Source organism: Staphylococcus sp. HMSC034G07, assembly GCF_001835975.1.
Classification (GTDB): Bacteria; Bacillota; Bacilli; order Staphylococcales; family Staphylococcaceae; genus Staphylococcus; species Staphylococcus ureilyticus.
Map to the genome: position 1 here is coordinate 270261 of NZ_KV826609.1, position 15729 is coordinate 285989.

Below are 15729 nucleotides of genomic sequence, written 5' to 3' on the forward strand. Positions count from 1 at the left end.
AGAAGATAGTCTTTATATAAACACTATGATAAAATAGCAAAGAAAACTTTGAAAGAGGTGCATGTTATGAGCCAACAAACACATACGACTAAAAAAGAATTAGAGACAGCAATTTTAGTTGGCGTACAAGCTCAAACCGATGAAGTGTTTGATTTTGAATCAACAATGGAAGAATTAGCTTCATTGTCTGAAACATGCCAATTAAATGTACAAGCTGAATTCACCCAGAACAGACAACATTTTGATAATAAATATTACGTTGGAAAAGGTAAATTAGAGGACATAAAAGCTTATATAGAAATGAATGATATAGATGTAGTTGTTGCTAATGATGAATTGACTACAGCCCAGTCAAAAACATTAAATGGTAATCTGAACGTTAAAATTATCGACAGAACACAACTGATTTTAGAGATATTTGCACTTCGAGCAAGAAGTAAAGAAGGTAAGCTTCAGGTAGAATTAGCGCAATTAGATTATTTATTACCTAGACTTCAAGGTCATGGGCGCAGTTTATCAAGATTAGGTGGTGGCATCGGAACGAGAGGTCCAGGTGAAACTAAGTTAGAAATGGATCGTCGTCATATTAGAACACGTATGAATGAAATCAAACATCAATTAGAAACGGTGGTTGAACATCGAGAGCGATATCGCAACAAACGTGAACAAAATAATGTGTTTCAAGTAGCACTTATTGGATATACAAACGCTGGTAAATCATCTTGGTTTAATGCATTGGCGAATGAAGCTACTTATGAGAAAAACTTGCTTTTTGCTACGCTAGATCCTAAAACAAGACAAATTCAAATCAATGATGGATTTAACCTAATCATATCTGATACGGTTGGTTTTATTCAAAAACTACCAACTACACTCATTGCTGCGTTTAAATCCACTTTAGAAGAGGCGAAAGGCGCAGATTTGCTATTACATGTTGTGGATGCTAGTCATCCTGAATATCGAGTTCAGTATGATACAGTAAACCAAATCATAGGTGACTTAGATATGGGGCATATTCCACAAGCTATTATTTTTAATAAAAAAGATTTACACGAAGGAACTATGCCAACAACTCATTTACCATCAGTTTTTGTTTCAAGTAAAAATGAAGAAGATGAAGACAAAGTGAAACAATTACTTATAGAGCAAGTTAAATCAGCTTTAACTTTTTATGAAGAAAATGTCTCAAGTGCTGATGCGGATAGATTATATTTCTTGAAACAACATACACTCGTCACAGAAATCATATTTAATGAGAAAGATGCAACATATACTGTAAAAGGGTTTAAAAAAGAATAGGAAGAAGAATTACGATGAAAAATATGAAACAATTAATAGCAGATACAGAAGCAAAACTAGAACCTTATTTTAAAAATATAGAAGAGATTGCTTATATCAATCAAGAAAAAGTGTTGGACGCGTTCCACGCTGTTAAAGTATCCGAAAGTGACTTACTTGGCACAACGGGTTATGGATATGATGATATAGGTCGAGATCATTTAGAAGCTTTATATGCACATGCATTTAAGGCGGAAGACGCATTAGTGCGCCCTCAGATTATTTCTGGTACGCATGCGATTACAATTGCTTTACAAAGTACTTTGAAATATGGGGATGAATTAATGTATATTACAGGTAATCCTTACGATACATTATTAGAAGTGATAGGTATTAATGGTAATGGTATAGAAAGTTTAAAAGAACACGGAGTAATATATAATAAAGTAGACTTAAAGCACGGTGAAATCGATATTGATAAGGTATTAACTAAAATATCACCACAAACTAAGGTCATCGCTATTCAGCGTTCGAAAGGTTATGATCAACGACCATCCATAGATTTAACAAAAATAGAAAGTGCAATTCAACAAATAAAAGCGCAATATCCTGAAATCATAATATTTGTAGATAATTGCTATGGTGAATTTGTAGAAGAACGAGAACCTATAGAGTGCGGCGCTGATTTAATGGCTGGTTCCTTAATTAAAAACCCTGGTGGAGGGCTAGCTAAAATCGGTGGTTATATCGTTGGAAATGAAACATTGGTGGAAAGATGTGGATACCGTTTAACTGCGCCAGGAATTGGTAAAGAAGCTGGTGCCTCACTATATTCGTTACAAGAAATGTATCAAGGATTTTTCTTAGCGCCTCATGTTGTGAGCCAAAGTTTGAAAGGTGCATTATTTACGAGTTTGTTACTAGAACAAATGAATATGCACACCTCACCAAGATTTGATGTGCCTAGAACGGATTTAATTCAAACGGTCACTTTTGATACGAAGGAACAGATGATTCAATTTTGCCAAAGTATTCAAGCAGCTTCACCGATTAACGCACATTTTAGTCCTGAACCATCTTATATGCCGGGTTATGAAGATGATGTCATTATGGCTGCGGGTACGTTTGTTCAAGGTTCTTCAATTGAATTATCAGCAGATGGTCCTATAAGACCACCGTATGAGGCTTATGTTCAAGGTGGCTTAACGTATGAACACGTTAAATTAGCTGTAACAAGAGCTGTTGAAAAAATATTTTAATAAATTTAAAGAGAGGCCACATTGTATTTATAGCTAGGTCAAATAGCAAATTAAAATGCATATGTGGCTTTTTCTAATTATAGAAAAAAATTCGGAAAATTCTGCGATTAAATGTAGGAAGTGCATTATAAAGTCAATTAAATCAATGGTTTGAAGTATATGTTAGAAAACCTGACATATTTTTGAATTGCTTTAAGAATTATGCTAAATTAAATACAAGTTCAAAAATAGAGGTGATTGGATTGGAGTCAAAAGATACGATACGACGAAGCATGCCGGTCTTCTCTATGAGTGTTGTTACGAAATTAAGTGAACTAACTGCTAGACAAGTTCGCTATTATGAGACACATGAACTGATTAAACCACATAGGTCAGAAGGAAATAAACGACTTTTTTCGTTAAACGATTTGGAACGCCTTTTAGAGATAAAAAGATTGATAGAAAAAGGCTTTAATTTAAAAGGTATTAAACAGATTTTAAATGACGAACATGATCACCTTTCTGATGATGAACAAGAAACGAGAAAACAAATGATTGTTGATGCTACACAGAAACCACAACGAGAAGCGATTCCGATAAATCGTGGTGACTTATCTCGATTTATCAAATAAAATTAATGGGGGACATTTATAATGGCAAAACGTACATTTACCAAGGAAGACATACACAAGTTCGCTAAGGAAGAAAATGTCAGATACCTGCGTTTGCAATTCACTGATATTTTAGGTGTTATTAAAAACGTGGAAGTACCAGTAAGCCAATTAGAAAAAGTTTTAGACAATGAAATGATGTTTGATGGATCTTCAATCGAAGGCTTCGTCCGTATTGAAGAATCAGATATGTATTTATGTCCAGATTTAGATACATGGGTTATTTTCCCATGGACAGCAGGTCAAGGCAAAGTGGCTCGTCTTATCTGCGATGTTTATAAAACAGACGGCACACCGTTTGAAGGTGACCCACGTGCAAACTTGAAACGTGTATTAAAAAACATGCAAGATTTAGGGTTTAGTGAACTTAATTTAGGACCAGAACCTGAATTCTTCTTGTTTAAATTAGATGAAAAAGGTGAACCAACATTAGAATTAAATGATAATGGTGGTTACTTCGACCTTGCGCCTACAGATTTAGGTGAAAATTGTCGTCGTGATATTGTTTTAGAATTAGAGGACATGGGCTTTGATATTGAAGCAAGTCACCATGAAGTGGCACCAGGACAACATGAAATTGATTTTAAATATGCAGATGCTATCACTGCGTGTGATAATATCCAAACATTTAAATTAGTTGTTAAAACAATTGCACGTCAACACAATCTTCATGCAACATTTATGCCTAAACCATTATTTGGTGTGAACGGAAGCGGCATGCACTTCAATATGTCACTCTTCAAGGGTAAAGAAAATGCCTTTTACGATCCTGAAGGCGATATGGAAATGACTAAAGATGCATATCATTTTATCGCAGGTATTCTAAAAAATGCACGAGGTTTAACTGGTGTATGTAATCCATTGGTTAATTCTTATAAACGTTTAGTTCCAGGTTATGAAGCACCATGCTATATTGCTTGGAGTGGTAAAAACCGTTCACCATTAATTCGTGTACCAACTTCACGTGGTTTATCAACACGTGTAGAAGTTCGTTCGGTAGATCCAGCAGCCAATCCTTACTTAGCATTAGCGGCTATTTTACAAGCGGGCTTAGATGGTATTGAAAATAAATTAGAAGTACCTGAGCCAGTAAATCAAAATATATATGAAATGAATCGTGAAGAACGTGAAGCCGTTGGTATTCAAGATTTACCATCAACATTATATACTGCTATTAAAGCAATGAAAGATAATGATTCTATTAAAGAGGCTTTGGGTAATCACATTTATAATCAATTTATAAATTCAAAATCTATTGAATGGGATTATTATAGAACTCAAGTTTCTGAATGGGAAAGAGAGCAATATTTAAAACAATACTAGGTGCTAAGCAAAAGGGGCAAACACTAGGTATACAAGCAATCCGAGTCACTTACTCATAAGTGATTTGGATTGCTTTTTTAAGCACCTATTTATATTAATTAAAGCTTTTTGGGTGGAAATTGAGGACGATAAGCATTGTTTGAACTATTAAAGAATAAAAAAACTATGTAAAATATGTATGAAGTGATATAATTTTTGAAAATAAGATTAGGGGTTTTGAAAAAACATATCATATTTATAGTTTTTTAAGTAAAAATAACTTTTAATCTTATTAAAATGATTAAAAATAATTAAAAGGGGTTGTAGTTACATGCAAGAAGTAAAACTAAGTACATTAAAAGCGAGTTCCTTAAAAGAATTAGAAAGTAGCATAAATGCATATTTAAAAGATGAAGAAGTAGCGGATTATCAATTACTCAATTCAACCGTTCGTGAAGTAGAAGAGCGTGCTTTCTCAGCAAATGAAGAAGAGTTTCATGCTATATTAACATTTATAAAAGAAGTAGAGTAAATACAAGCGTTATAAGTTATAATGCAAGTAAGGTTCAGTGAATTGAAAACTATACTAATTGAGGTTGAGACGAACATCATGTCTCAACCTTTTTCTGATGACAAATGGCTTGTGAGTGAGGGGATTAAGGTATGAAATATTTAAAAGTACAGATGATAAGAGAAAATTTAGAAAGTATTCCACAGTATGAATTGCCTGTTGGATATAAAATTCGAAATTTTAAAATAGGAGAAGAAGTAAAATGGGCAAATTTAGAAATGAAAGTAAATGAATTTGATACTACAGATCAAGCATTGACACATTTTAACACTGAATTCGGACAAAATATGCATGAAATGGAACAAAGATGTTTGTTTCTTGAAAATCCTAAAGGTGAAGTCATAGGTACTACAACAGCATGGTATGGAAATTTAACAAGAGATAGTAAAATTTGCGGACGCATTCATTGGGTGGCGATACTCCCAGAGTATCAAGGTAAGCAATTGTCTAAACCTTTATTATCTGAAGCAATGAATCGCCTATCTCAATATCATAACCAAGCGTTTTTAACTTCTCAAACCACTAGTTATCAAGCGGTTAATATGTATCTAAATTATGGGTTTAGACCAATCCTTTCAAATGAAAAAGATTACGAAGCATGGACGTTATTAGAAAAGACATTAAACCGAGCGATTTTATAAATATAACTTCTAAAGCAAAACTTATTTTTTACTATATATAAAAATAACAATAACAATTATGTTAACTTAAATAAAAAACTGCCGATTTAAACACTCGGCAGAAGGTACTATTTTTTCTTGTTTTTAGTTACAATCACTTGAATGAGAAAGACAATAAATCCAATAAAAAGGCCTAAAAATATTGCTACAACTGCAGATACAAGAGGTGGGAATTGATATTGGTACTGTAATATTAATCCCACTATGATTGCTATAACAATCGCAATAACTGTAATCATGTTCTCCTTAAATATACTCAAGTTGTTCACTCCTATCATCTTAGTATTATAGCACGATTTGTTAAGTGAGTTAAAATAAAGAACTATTATAGTTTCATTTGTTGTAAAAGCGTAATTTTTCTTTGGAATGAGCATCTTGACGTAAACTTTAATTTTCTATATGATAATTTGGTATATTCAAAAAAAGTGGGTGCAACAATGAAATCAACAAAGAAAATTACGACATTAATTATAAGTATAGTTGTACTAGGTGTACTGGCATTTCAGTTTATTAATGGTACTGGCCCTTTTTCATCCAATGATTCCAATAACAATCATACTGGACCAAAACAAACTGAGAAAGTACATGTAGCGCGTGTGGTTGATGGAGACACACTAGTAGCAAACAATAGTCAGCATGAACAAATTAAAGTAAGGTTGATAGGTGTAGACACGCCAGAGACTGTTAAACCAAATACACCTGTACAACCATATGGTAAGGAAGCATCTGATTTTTCAAAAGTACATTTAACCGATAAAGATGTCTTTTTAGAATATGATAAAGAAAAAGAAGATCGCTATGGGCGCACATTAGCATATGTATGGTTAGATAAAGAAACCATGTTCAATGAATTGTTAGTGAAAAAAGGATTGGCAAGAGAAAAGTATTTTTCACCAAATGGAAAATATAGAGACTTATTCGAAAAAGCAGAACAGATGGCTAAAAGCAATAAAGAAAATATTTGGAGTTAAAAATTTCAAATGGCTTAAACGCAAATGAGGCTGGTACATAAATAACCATACTCAAAAAAGAGAGCTACCCTAATGGATTAGCTCTCTTTTATATTTAAATCTTTATGATTTTAACCGTGCTTGTTTGTCTGTGTTCAACTTTACTTAATGTAAGTTTGTATTCTTTCATTTAAATCACTTTCAGATATGTCGTCACGTAACAAAATCTCTATTGCAGCTTTTTAAATACCTTTTAATTAGTGAAAATGTGCAAGCAATTCATTGTATTGTGCCTCAGTTAATGATTCTTGAGCATTTACAATCGTCTCACCAATGACTTCTTTTAGTGAAGATTTGGATGAAACTGTTTCTACAAAATCTTGTCTTTCTGTAGGTCCATCAATTAAATTGACGCTGCCATCTGTAAAATAAACTAAACCAATATTTTGAATTCTGTGGTTTAATTGGTCTGCAATTCTATCTTCCAATGCTTTGGCATTTTTTGAAGACTGTTCATATGGATCATAGTTATAAAAGTCATAAATAATAGAATTATTTCTAATTCTTTCTACAAATGTGTATGTTGTTGGTCGTGTTGATTGAAATTGACTGTGGAATTGGTTTGCAATATAACGTCCAACCGTTTGATTTACTGTATCGCTTCCATTATTTTGTGTGTCATTTGTTGGGTCAACCGTGAAATGATAAAATGTTTTTTGCTTCCAGTTTTTCACATTGATATTAAATAATCCTTTTTCAGTAATGACGATGTAATCGAAAGCTCTAGCATATTCAAACAAAGGATGTTTCACTGCTAAATTTCCAGTTGTGATAATATCAAAAAATGAAATTGAACCTTCACTTCGATATTGATTTAATATGTCGTTTAAATCCTGTTTTGCTTTTCTTAATCCATGATGATGTGTATCATTATTAACATCTTTTTCAAGCATTTGATTTTTTAAATATGTGTTTTCACGCGTGATGATACTAATTTTATTTATTAACTGATCTTTTGCGTATGATTCAGTCTCAAGCTTATGATTCATCACTCTTCTTTCAATAATAATAACTAATAATAGTATTACAATAATTATTGCTAAAATAATCGGGAAAAACATTGGTATCATCCTAATCTAAATATTTTTAATAAACTATATTTTACTCTTTTATTTATATTAGTACAAATACAACTAACTAATAAGTTCAATATTAGTATAATCATATTTTTTAATTATAAGCAATTCCTACTTAATATATAATAGAGCGATTTGATTTATTATAGAAATTAATGAATTAAAAAACATATATGCCTATTAAATAAGTGCTAAATCGGGTAATACATATATTATCAATGAAACTAAGTATTGAAAAGTCTGTTTGGAGGACATTGAATTGACGACTATGAAAAAATATATCAACTACATAATAGAAAATATAAATAATGAAGATGTTATTGCATTCGATAATCATCCAGTTAATTATCAAATTCTTGACGAATTATATGATGCTAATCTTAAAATTTCAGTGATTACTTTTTCAACAGATATCATTAAATATGTCGCAAGATACACTGATTTTAATATCATAATGCCGAATGGAAAAGTAGACAATGCACTACATATTATTACTGGTTCGGAAGTGATCCAAACATTTGCGAGATATCGCATTCGTTATTATTTTGCAACTGCACCTTACATGGTAGATAAGGCGCTGTACCAAACATTGCCAGAAATTGCTGAAATTCAGTTGGCTTTATACCATAGTTCAGAAGCATTATTTATTGTTAACAGACCGAGCATTTTGAACCAACAAAATCGACAAGACTATAGCTATATTGGCAAGTTTTAAATAAAAATGTGTTTAAGTTCACATTTTTGTGCTTTTCACATTGAAAAATACGACAACAAATAATATAATAATTATTAATGGAAACGCTTACTTTTGATAGGAGGTACAGATTTGGCAGTTAGTAATAATAAAAATATTAAAGAAGTTGTAAAAAATTTAACTGAAAATGTACCTGAACTGTTTAAATATAATGGTGAAGTCGCAAAACAACTCTTTCTTCATGATGAGTTTAATTTAGACGATAAGGTTGATATTAGTGTCGAAAGAAAATATCTAGGTGAAGTTTTAAAGTTTATACCTAAAGATAATACGATTGTGTTACATGACGGTACAAATACTACTACTGATTTTTCAAAGTTAAAATTTGCAGATGTCACTCACGCAAATATTTATATAAATGATGAGTTAATCATGACAATCATCGTTTATGACGTAGAAAATGATGAATGGATGTTTAGATGGAATCACAATATTCGATTACCTGAAAAGCATATTTATTTTCATTCTATCAAATGGGATGTAGATTATATTAAACCTGAAATTGTGTTAATGTATGAATTATTAGATCCGATTGATTATCATCAATTACCGAATTATAGAAGCGTAATTGATTCATTAAGTTATTATCAATTTGTTATTTTACGCTTAGTAGTCGGAGATGAACGTATTAACCAAGCACTTATATCTGAAAAAAAAGCAATTTAAAAACCCTTCAAATCATTCAATAGTATTCATTAACTTTCAAATGAGTCTATACGATTTGAAGGATTTTTTTATAGACATAAAGTTTTGAATTATTATTTAAGTATTCAAACAATTTTTAGTGTAACAATATTCATAAGTTGCATTGACCGCTTTCTCTGCATCTGTCACATCGATACCAAACATCATAGAAATTTCTGAGGCGCCTTGGTTCATCATTTTTAAGTTGATGTTTGATTCTGCAAGTGCATGCGTAATTGTGCTAGCTGTGCCAACGATTCTATGCATGCCTTCACCAACTACCATTAAAATTGCCAAATCATGTTCAATGCTTAACTCATCTACATCACAATTTTTACGTATATCATTAAGTACTTGTTCCTCTTTGTTTTGTATCTCTTTAGAGCGCATGATGATACTAATGTTATCTATACCTGATGGCATATGATCAAATGAAATATTATAGTCTTCTAGTACAGCTAATATTTTACGTGTAAAACCAACTTGTCTATTCATAAGGTATTTTTTAATATTTAATACTGTGAAATCTTTGTCACAGCTAATACCACTTACAACACTATTTGAATCAATTTCTCTATCATGTCTAATATAAGTGCCTATATCATTAGGTCTATTTGTATTTTTTATAACGACAGGAATTCTATCTTTGTGTAATGGTTGCAACGCTTCATCATGGAATACACCAAAACCAGCATAAGACAACTCACGCATTTCACGATAGGTAATTTCATTTATGACTTCAGGGTTTTTAACAATAGAAGGATTGGCTCTAAAAATGCCTGAAACATCTGTAAAGTTTTCATATAAATCTGCTCTGACACCTCTTGCTACTATGGCTCCGGTTATATCTGAACCACCACGAGGAAATGTGACCACGTAATTTTGTCTTGAAATACCAAAAAATCCTGGAATGATTAACTTTTCTTCAAATGACCGTAATTTATACAGTGCTTCATATGATTGATTTAAGATTTGCGCATTTTGAGGTAAATCTGTAACGGTAATACCAGCTTCTCCAGGTGAAATGTAGCGCGTTGGAATGCCTTGGCTGTTATTATATTCTGCAATAATTTGAGCATTAAAATCCTCGCCACATGAAAGTAGAGCATCAAGTAGTCTTGATGGTTTTTTCCTCAATGTTGCTATGTAATTTTCTAAAGTCTCATCAATTGTTTTTAAAAGTGTGTCGCTCATGTTGAGTTCATTAATAATATCCTTGTAGCGTTGAATAATTTCCTCTTTTTTAGAAGTGTAGTCCAATCGTTCTATTACTTTTTCGTAAAGTCGAATTAATAAATCAGTGGTTTTTACATCATCTTTATCGCGCTTTCCTGGAGCTGAAACAACTACAATTTTACGAGCTTCATCTGAATTAACAATATCTAATACTTTTTTAATTTGCTCTGCATTGGAAACAGAGCTTCCTCCGAATTTAGTTACTTTCATAATGTTATACAACCTTTCTAAAAAATCAGAAAATTTAGTTTAGTTTTTATCACAGGAGTGATAATATATATATACGTTTTAAATATACGTAGACTTTACAAAAATAATGAATGAATTTATACTATACCATATTCAAGTATTTTTCAACTGTACAATTGTATTTTTTAGATAAACAAACGGAGGAATGAAAACATGAAAGAATTAAATGTAGCACTACTTGGTTTAGGAACAGTAGGTTCTGGTGTAGTAAAAATAATAGAAGAAAATAGAGAACAAATTAGAGAAACGATGAATAAAGATATTAATATTAGACATATATTAGTACGTGACAAGTCTAGAAAACGGCCTATTAACACATCAAAATATAACTTAACAGAAGATATAGAAGATATATTTAATGATGACTCAATAGATATCATCGTCGAAGTGCTCGGAGGCGTTGAACCTACAGTAGAATGGTTAAAACGCGCATTGAGTGAGCAAAAACATGTGATTACAGCAAATAAAGATTTGTTGGCTGAAAACTTACGAGAGTTAGAACATTTAGCGCAAGAAAATGACGTTGCTTTAAAATATGAAGCTAGTGTTGCAGGCGGTATTCCTATTGTAAATGCGATAAACAATGGTTTAAATGCTAATAATATAAGTAAGTTTATGGGGATTTTAAATGGTACATCTAACTTTATTTTAAGTAAGATGACTCAAGAAGAGACATCATTTGAAGAAGCTTTGGCAGAAGCACAACGTTTAGGGTTTGCAGAAGCGGATCCAACTGATGATGTTGAAGGTGTTGATGCAGCACGAAAAGTCGTCATTACCTCGTATTTATCGTTTAACCAAGTAATTAATTTAGATGAAGTTGATAGATATGGCATTAGCGATGTTACGCTACCAGATATTAAAGTAGCTGATAAATTTGGCTATAAGATAAAATTGATAGGTAAAGGTACATATGAAAATGCTCAGGTCAATGCATCTGTTGCACCAACTTTGATTGATAAAAGCCATCAGTTAGCGTCTGTTGAAGATGAATTTAACGCGATTTATGTTATTGGTGATGCTGTTGGAGAAACAATGTTTTATGGTAAAGGTGCGGGTAGTTTAGCAACAGGAAGTGCTGTTGTCAGTGATTTATTAAATGTAACATTTAATTTTGATACTAATTTACATACGTTACCCCCGCATTTTGAATTAAAAACTGAAGAAACCAAAGAAATGATGAATGAAGAAGAAGATACGATTGTTATTAAAGGTAAGGAAAGTTATTATGTTGTAGTCCAAACAGATGGGGAAGATGTAAAACAAGTTGAAACCTTGTTAAAAGGCGAATTACCTGTTCATAAATCATTAGTAGTGGCTGAACGTGATGCACATACTGCAGGTGTGGTTATTATAGGTATTGATGAATCACCGATAGCAACGATTCAACAATCAGGCTATGTAGTACAGAAAATATATCCAGTTGAAGGAGTTTAATGTTTATGAAAAATTGGCAAGGACTTGTAGAAGAATTTAAAGCATATTTACCAGTGACAGCTAATACACCAAAAGTAAGTTTAAATGAAGGTCATACGCCTTTGATATATTGCGAGAATATGTCTGAAATGCTTGGTATTGAATTACATGTTAAGTATGAAGGTGCAAATCCAACAGGTTCATTCAAAGATAGAGGCATGGTAATGGCAATGGCAAAAGCTAAAGAAGAAGGCAAGAAAATTGTGATTTGTGCTTCAACTGGCAATACGTCAGCCTCTGCAGCAGCGTATGCTGCGAGAGCAGGCTTAAAAGCGATTGTCGTTATTCCAGAAGGGAAAATAGCTTTAGGTAAATTGTCACAAGCAGTTATGTACGGTGCAGAAATTGTTTCTATAGAAGGCAATTTTGATGAAGCGCTTGAAATTGTACAAGAAGTGGCTAAAAATGGTGAAATCGCGCTTGTGAACTCTGTTAATCCTTATCGTATTGAAGGTCAAAAAACAAGCGCTTTTGAAGTAATTCAACAGCTGAATGGTCAAGCACCAGATATATTATCGATTCCGGTTGGAAATGCTGGTAATATTTCAGCATATTGGAAAGGATTTAAAGAGTATCATGACGTAAATGATACACAACTTCCTCATTTATACGGGTTCCAAGCTGAAGGTGCATCACCAATCGTTCAAAATAAAGTAGTGAAGAATCCAGATACGGTAGCTACTGCAATTAGAATTGGTAACCCAGCAAGTTGGGATAAAGCTAATCATGCCCTAAAAGAATCACAAGGCCTCATTGATAGTGTATCAGACGAAGAAATTTTAGAAGCATACCAATTGATGGCTCAAAAAGAAGGTATATTTAGTGAACCTGCAAGTAATGCCTCCATTGCTGGTTTGATTAAGTTGCATCGTGCTGGTAAGTTACCTAAGGGAAAACGCGTAGTGTCAGTATTGACTGGTAATGGCTTAAAAGATCCAGACACAGCTATTTCATTATTAGATAACCCAATTAAGCCACTACCAAATGATAGAGAAAGCATTTTAGAATATATTAAAGGAGCACTTTAGTATGAGTGTACACTTACAGTTAAAAATACCGGCATCTACTGCTAATTTAGGTGTCGGGTTTGATTCTATTGGAATGGCATTAAATAAATTTTTGTATCTTGATGTGCGTATCAATAATAGCAATAGATGGTCATTTAAACATATAGGCCCTAATGTTGAATCATTACCAACAGATGAAACACACTATATTTATCAAATTGCACAGCAAGTAGCCAATAAATATGATGTGACTTTACCGTCCCTATCTATTGAAATGAGAAGTGAAATCCCGTTAGCAAGAGGCTTAGGTTCCTCTGCTTCTGCACTCGTAGGTGGATTATACATAGCGAATTATTTTGGTGATATAGAGCTTTCTGAATATGAATTATTGCAGTTGGCAACTGAATTTGAAGGACATCCTGATAATGTGGCACCCACGATTTATGGTGGGCTTGTCTTAGGATATTATGATCCTGAAACAAAAGTGACGGATGTATCATATATTGACCCGCCAAAAGCTGATATTATCATTACAATACCATCAAATGAATTGAGTACAACGCTTTCAAGGAATGTCTTGCCGGAAACATTCTCGCATAAAAACGCTGTTAGAAATAGTGCAATCAGTAATACGATGATTAGTGCTTTAATACAACAGAATTATGAATTGGCAGGCAAAATGATGGAACAAGACGGTTTTCATGAACCATATCGCCAACATTTAATCCCAGAATTCCAAACGATTAAACAGATTGCAAAACAATATAAGTCTTATGCTACTGTTATTAGTGGTGCAGGACCAACTGTATTAACCCTGATTGCACCTGAACGAAGCGGCGAACTAGTAAGAGAATTGAAACGTGAATTTACGAATTGTCGATCAGAACTCGTTACAGTCAATATCACAGGTGTTGAATCTGAAGTAGTATATTAGTTTGATTGATTTGTTATAATATAGTTTTGTAGATGTTGAAAGGAGATTATAAGATGGGATATAAATTAATAGTGATGGATATGGATGATACATTAATGACTTCGGATAACGAAGTTAGCGCTGAAACAGCCAAGTATTTAATGAATATCCAAGCGCAAGGTTATAAAGTTGTACTTGCTTCAGGTCGACCAACAGATGGTATGATGCCTACAGCAAAACATTTGAAATTAGACCAATATAAAAGTTATGTCATAAGTTATAATGGTGGAAAAACGGTTAACGTTTCTGATGAAAAAGTGGAAGTGAGTCGCACTGTATCAAAATCTGATTTTGATAGTATTGTTGATTTTTGTAGAGCACATAGCTTGTTTGTTTTAACTTATCAAGATGGTTATATCGTCTATGAGGGTGAACATGAATATATGAACATTGAATCAGAACTCACAGGCCTGCCAATGAAACAGGTAGATGATTTAAAAGCATATATTCAACAAGATGTACCTAAAGTTATGGGCATTGATTATGTTCCAAATATTACAAGTATTAGAAATAATTTAGATGGTCATTTTAATGAAAACATCGATGTTACTACAAGTAAACCTTTTTTCTTAGAATTTATGGCTCAAGGTGTATCAAAAGGCAATGCGATTACTGAGTTGTGTCAAAAATTAGATATAAACTTATCTCAAGTTATTGGTTTTGGTGATAGTTCGAATGATATATCGATGTTAAAAGTAGTTGGTAAAGCTGTTGCTATGGGTAATGCAAATGATGATGTCAAAGCTGTTGCTGATGAAGTTACTTTAACAAATGATAATGATGGTATCCCACATACTCTGAAATCTTTACTCAATTAAAATGTTGTATTGTGTCTTTGATTGATAGTCTTATTCAAAAACCTCATTCTGAATATAGATGAGAGTGGGGCACAAATCTAAAAATAGCACTCAGATGAATTAAATTATATCATCTGAGTGCTTCATTTATTTAATACTTCCTATTATTGACTCGCCTTTTGAATGATAGCTCTAACCTGTAGTCTTCAGCTTGTCCTGTTCCCTCAAGCGTTTCGCTAAAATACGTCACATTTGTCCAAGAATTTTATATCTCAGACTCATCTTAAGTAAGTACTTATTTTGCAGTATGTGTCCATTCATTTTTACCTCGATGTCTTTTAACATGCGCATAGACATTATCTGCTGCATAATTTAAATTGGTATAAACCGTAATTGAAAACGCTGATTGATTATCTTCAAATGCTTCTTCTGAAAATAGTTCTTTAAGATGGCTAAAAAGACTTTCCATTTGTGAGTGATCTAAACTTGGGTACTCTCTTAATGTGCGTTTGATTAGTTGATCATGTCTTTCTTCAAGTGATTGTACAACAATAACGAAACGTTCATCAGTTTCTAAAATATCGTCAAATAGGTTTGTTTGTCCAATCATAATTTCCACCTCTAAGTCATTAAATTATTAACTTCATTATACCCTAATTTTGACTATCTGAAAATATGATATGTTTTTAATTATTATAAAATCTCATGATAAAGGTTTATTTTAGAA

At 32.5% G+C, this 15729-nt stretch carries 17 protein-coding genes; 13 read left to right on the forward strand and 4 right to left on the reverse strand.

The features are described 5' to 3' along the window. The first annotated feature begins 66 nt into the window (after nt 1-66). The 6 genes from hflX (at nt 67) to HMPREF2586_RS09330 (ending at nt 5701) form a co-directional block, all read left to right on the forward strand. On the forward strand, nt 67-1299 hold the full coding sequence (gene hflX, locus HMPREF2586_RS09305) for a GTPase HflX (protein WP_070658467.1): 1233 nt from the start codon (nt 67-69) through the stop codon (nt 1297-1299). Nucleotides 1300-1313: 14 nt separating this feature from the next. Beyond that, complete coding sequence (locus HMPREF2586_RS09310) at nt 1314-2537, forward strand: methionine gamma-lyase family protein (RefSeq protein WP_070658468.1); 1224 nt, start codon at nt 1314-1316, stop codon at nt 2535-2537. A gap of 242 nt (nt 2538-2779) precedes the next feature. Continuing rightward, nucleotides 2780-3148 (forward strand): MerR family transcriptional regulator, encoded by a 369-nt coding sequence (locus HMPREF2586_RS09315; RefSeq protein ID WP_075100069.1) that lies wholly within the window; start codon nt 2780-2782, stop codon nt 3146-3148. Between the two features lie 21 nt (nt 3149-3169). Next, nucleotides 3170-4510 (forward strand): type I glutamate--ammonia ligase, encoded by a 1341-nt coding sequence (glnA, locus tag HMPREF2586_RS09320; protein WP_046208586.1) that lies wholly within the window; start codon nt 3170-3172, stop codon nt 4508-4510. 310 nt (nt 4511-4820) lie between these two features. Continuing rightward, on the forward strand, nt 4821-5021 hold the full coding sequence (locus tag HMPREF2586_RS09325) for a hypothetical protein (RefSeq protein WP_046208585.1): 201 nt from the start codon (nt 4821-4823) through the stop codon (nt 5019-5021). A 131-nt stretch (nt 5022-5152) separates the two neighbouring features. Then, the gene (locus HMPREF2586_RS09330; protein WP_046208584.1) at nt 5153-5701 is read left to right on the forward strand and encodes a GNAT family N-acetyltransferase; all 549 of its coding nucleotides are present in this window, start codon (nt 5153-5155) and stop codon (nt 5699-5701) included. A 107-nt stretch (nt 5702-5808) separates the two neighbouring features. On the opposite strand, the gene HMPREF2586_RS09335 is transcribed toward HMPREF2586_RS09330, so the two are convergent. Then, nucleotides 5809-6000, reverse strand: coding sequence for a hypothetical protein (locus HMPREF2586_RS09335; RefSeq protein ID WP_046208583.1), 192 nt, complete (start codon nt 5998-6000; stop codon nt 5809-5811). A 177-nt stretch (nt 6001-6177) separates the two neighbouring features. On the opposite strand from HMPREF2586_RS09335, the gene HMPREF2586_RS09340 reads away from it, so the two are divergent. Beyond that, nucleotides 6178-6711 (forward strand): thermonuclease NucI, encoded by a 534-nt coding sequence (locus HMPREF2586_RS09340; RefSeq protein ID WP_070658471.1) that lies wholly within the window; start codon nt 6178-6180, stop codon nt 6709-6711. Nucleotides 6712-6947: 236 nt separating this feature from the next. Here HMPREF2586_RS09340 and HMPREF2586_RS09345 read toward each other — a convergent pair whose 3' ends face one another. After that, on the reverse strand, nt 6948-7811 hold the full coding sequence (locus HMPREF2586_RS09345) for an NERD domain-containing protein (protein ID WP_046208581.1): 864 nt from the start codon (nt 7809-7811) through the stop codon (nt 6948-6950). A 283-nt stretch (nt 7812-8094) separates the two neighbouring features. Between HMPREF2586_RS09345 and HMPREF2586_RS09350 the strand changes: the two genes are divergently transcribed. Then, a complete protein-coding gene (locus HMPREF2586_RS09350; RefSeq protein WP_226857773.1) occupies nt 8095-8541 on the forward strand; it encodes a DeoR/GlpR family DNA-binding transcription regulator in 447 nt (148 codons plus the stop codon). Nucleotides 8542-8652: 111 nt separating this feature from the next. Continuing rightward, nucleotides 8653-9246: a hypothetical protein gene (locus HMPREF2586_RS09355; protein WP_046208579.1), complete on the forward strand. Its 594-nt coding sequence runs from the start codon at nt 8653-8655 to the stop codon at nt 9244-9246. 96 nt (nt 9247-9342) lie between these two features. Here HMPREF2586_RS09355 and HMPREF2586_RS09360 read toward each other — a convergent pair whose 3' ends face one another. Continuing rightward, nucleotides 9343-10710 carry an aspartate kinase gene (locus tag HMPREF2586_RS09360; RefSeq protein WP_046208578.1) on the reverse strand — a complete coding sequence of 456 codons (1368 nt, stop codon included), beginning with the start codon at nt 10708-10710 and terminating at the stop codon, nt 9343-9345. Between the two features lie 192 nt (nt 10711-10902). Between HMPREF2586_RS09360 and HMPREF2586_RS09365 the strand changes: the two genes are divergently transcribed. Genes HMPREF2586_RS09365 through HMPREF2586_RS09380 form a run of 4 tightly spaced genes read left to right on the forward strand, consistent with a single transcriptional unit; the run spans nt 10903 to nt 15023 of the window. Further along, on the forward strand, nt 10903-12186 hold the full coding sequence (locus tag HMPREF2586_RS09365) for a homoserine dehydrogenase (RefSeq protein ID WP_046208577.1): 1284 nt from the start codon (nt 10903-10905) through the stop codon (nt 12184-12186). Nucleotides 12187-12191: 5 nt separating this feature from the next. Then, on the forward strand, nt 12192-13253 hold the full coding sequence (gene thrC / locus HMPREF2586_RS09370) for a threonine synthase (protein WP_046208576.1): 1062 nt from the start codon (nt 12192-12194) through the stop codon (nt 13251-13253). Nucleotide 13254: 1 nt separating this feature from the next. Continuing rightward, on the forward strand, nt 13255-14166 hold the full coding sequence (gene thrB / locus HMPREF2586_RS09375) for a homoserine kinase (protein ID WP_070812724.1): 912 nt from the start codon (nt 13255-13257) through the stop codon (nt 14164-14166). A 53-nt stretch (nt 14167-14219) separates the two neighbouring features. Next, a complete protein-coding gene (locus HMPREF2586_RS09380) occupies nt 14220-15023 on the forward strand; it encodes a Cof-type HAD-IIB family hydrolase (protein ID WP_064209007.1) in 804 nt (267 codons plus the stop codon). Between the two features lie 274 nt (nt 15024-15297). On the opposite strand, the gene HMPREF2586_RS09385 is transcribed toward HMPREF2586_RS09380, so the two are convergent. Next, the gene (locus tag HMPREF2586_RS09385) at nt 15298-15612 is read right to left on the reverse strand and encodes a hypothetical protein (RefSeq protein WP_046208573.1); all 315 of its coding nucleotides are present in this window, start codon (nt 15610-15612) and stop codon (nt 15298-15300) included. Nucleotides 15613-15729 lie beyond the last annotated feature (117 nt).